This is a genomic window from Campylobacter concisus (assembly GCF_902460625.1).
GTDB classification, from domain to species: Bacteria; Campylobacterota; Campylobacteria; order Campylobacterales; family Campylobacteraceae; genus Campylobacter_A; species Campylobacter_A concisus_AD.
In genome coordinates this window covers 1-1,680 of record NZ_CABPUT010000026.1, presented here as the reverse complement: position 1 = coordinate 1,680, position 1,680 = coordinate 1, and the positions used below count along the sequence as shown (strand labels likewise).

Below are 1,680 nucleotides of genomic sequence, written 5' to 3'. Positions count from 1 at the left end.
AGTTAAAAGTTTTTATTGAATTTATAAAAGTGTAATTGTAAATAAGGATATAGAAACTTAGTATAATAACAAAGGAGAATTTGTTTATTTTAAATTTTATAATATTATTTAAATATGATAATAATATTATAAAGATACTAGAATAATATTTTATTACTATGAATATGATAGGTTTTTAATATGCCAAGGAAAAGAAAAAAAATTTATATTGATGTACCCTACTCTCTAAAAAATACTGCAAAAACAATGGGGGCTATGTGGGATAGTGACGAAAAAAGATGGTTTATTTATGATACTTTTGATTTTGAGGCATTAGTAAATCTACTTGAAGAAAATAAAAAAGAAGGAGCTAGTAAAAAAACTGTACTATCAGATGGTATTACAAAGTTCAAAGTACCCTGTTTCCAAAAATACCAAATTGATATTACTGACGTATCTTTAAAATTTAAAGCTGCCTTAAATGCGGCTGGGCTTGAAGTAGACACACCAATAATGGATGGAATTTTGCGACGTGTTAGAGTAGATGGCGATAAGGGTGCGCAAAAAAGTGGTGCGTATGTTTGTTATTTAGATGGTACACCAGCCGGGTTTATACAAAATTTTAAAACCGGGTTTATTAGTAATTGGAAATATGAGAAATTAGACATATTACCCTATTCTGATAAACTTATTTATAGTAAAAAAACTCAGAATTTAGCAAATGACAATACAGTTTTTATTCAAAAGCAGTTACAAAGAGAGAATGAACTAGAAGACGAATATAAAAAAACAGCTAAAATTTTACTTGATGAGTTTTTGGCTGCAAATTTTGCTGCTTTAGACCATGCCTATTTTATTAGGAAAAGAGTGTATAAAAACTATGGTTTGAAACAGGATAGATTTGGAAATCTTCTTATGCCACTTTTTGATATCAACGAAAAATTTTGGTCGCTTCAACGGATATTTCCAAATGGAAATAAGATGATAGGCGCCCTACTTTCAAATGAGCAAAAGAAAAATGGTGAAAAACTTCTTGCTAAGAAGCGAGGAAATTTTTTTATTATAAGTGACGATATGGATCTTTATAACAAAAATTCAGCTAAACTTAATATTGAGGCTTTATTAAAATATAATAAAATTTATATATGTGAAGGTTTCGCCACTGCAACAAGCGTTCATGAAGCTTGTAAGATGCCTGTAATAGTTGGACTTGATGTGGGCAATTTAGAATTTGTAGTTCAGAATTTTTCTACAAGGTTTTGTAATATACGCATCATAATTGCTGCTGATAATGATGCTAAAAAAGAAAAAAAGAGTGGGTTTAATATTGGAAAAGATAAAGCAATGCAGATTAAAAATAATTTTAAAAATGTAAGTGTCTGTATTCCAAATTTTAATGATACAGAAATTTCTAGTGGATATAGTGACTTTAATGATTTGTATAATAGCAGAGGAATTGACGAAGTAGGGCGTCAATTAGAAATATTATTATAATATCTAAAATATACTTATATAATATTATTTTTATATGATTTAGATATTATAATAATATTATATAAAATAATAATGCTTTCTATCGTGATTTGAAAATTATGTATCGTTTTTGTGGTTGTATTGCCTGCTAATAAATACCTATTTTTATTTTTTGTATAGAGGGTTACTAATTAATTATATCTTTTATCATAGCAGAATAAGTATTCT

At 27.3% G+C, this 1,680-nt stretch carries 1 protein-coding gene; it reads left to right on the top strand.

Annotated elements, in window-relative coordinates; all coding sequences use genetic code 11:
- Positions 1-180: 180 nt before the first annotated feature.
- Positions 181-1,473: a DUF5710 domain-containing protein gene (locus F3G69_RS09170; protein WP_149715058.1), complete on the top strand. Its 1,293-nt coding sequence runs from the start codon at positions 181-183 to the stop codon at positions 1,471-1,473.
- Positions 1,474-1,680: the final 207 nt, after the last annotated feature.

Bases quoted from the DNA above. Each gene is read 5' to 3' on its own strand.
- F3G69_RS09170 (WP_149715058.1), top strand. From the start codon at position 181: ATGCCAAGGAAAAGAAAAAAAATTTATATTGATGTACCCTACTCTCTA.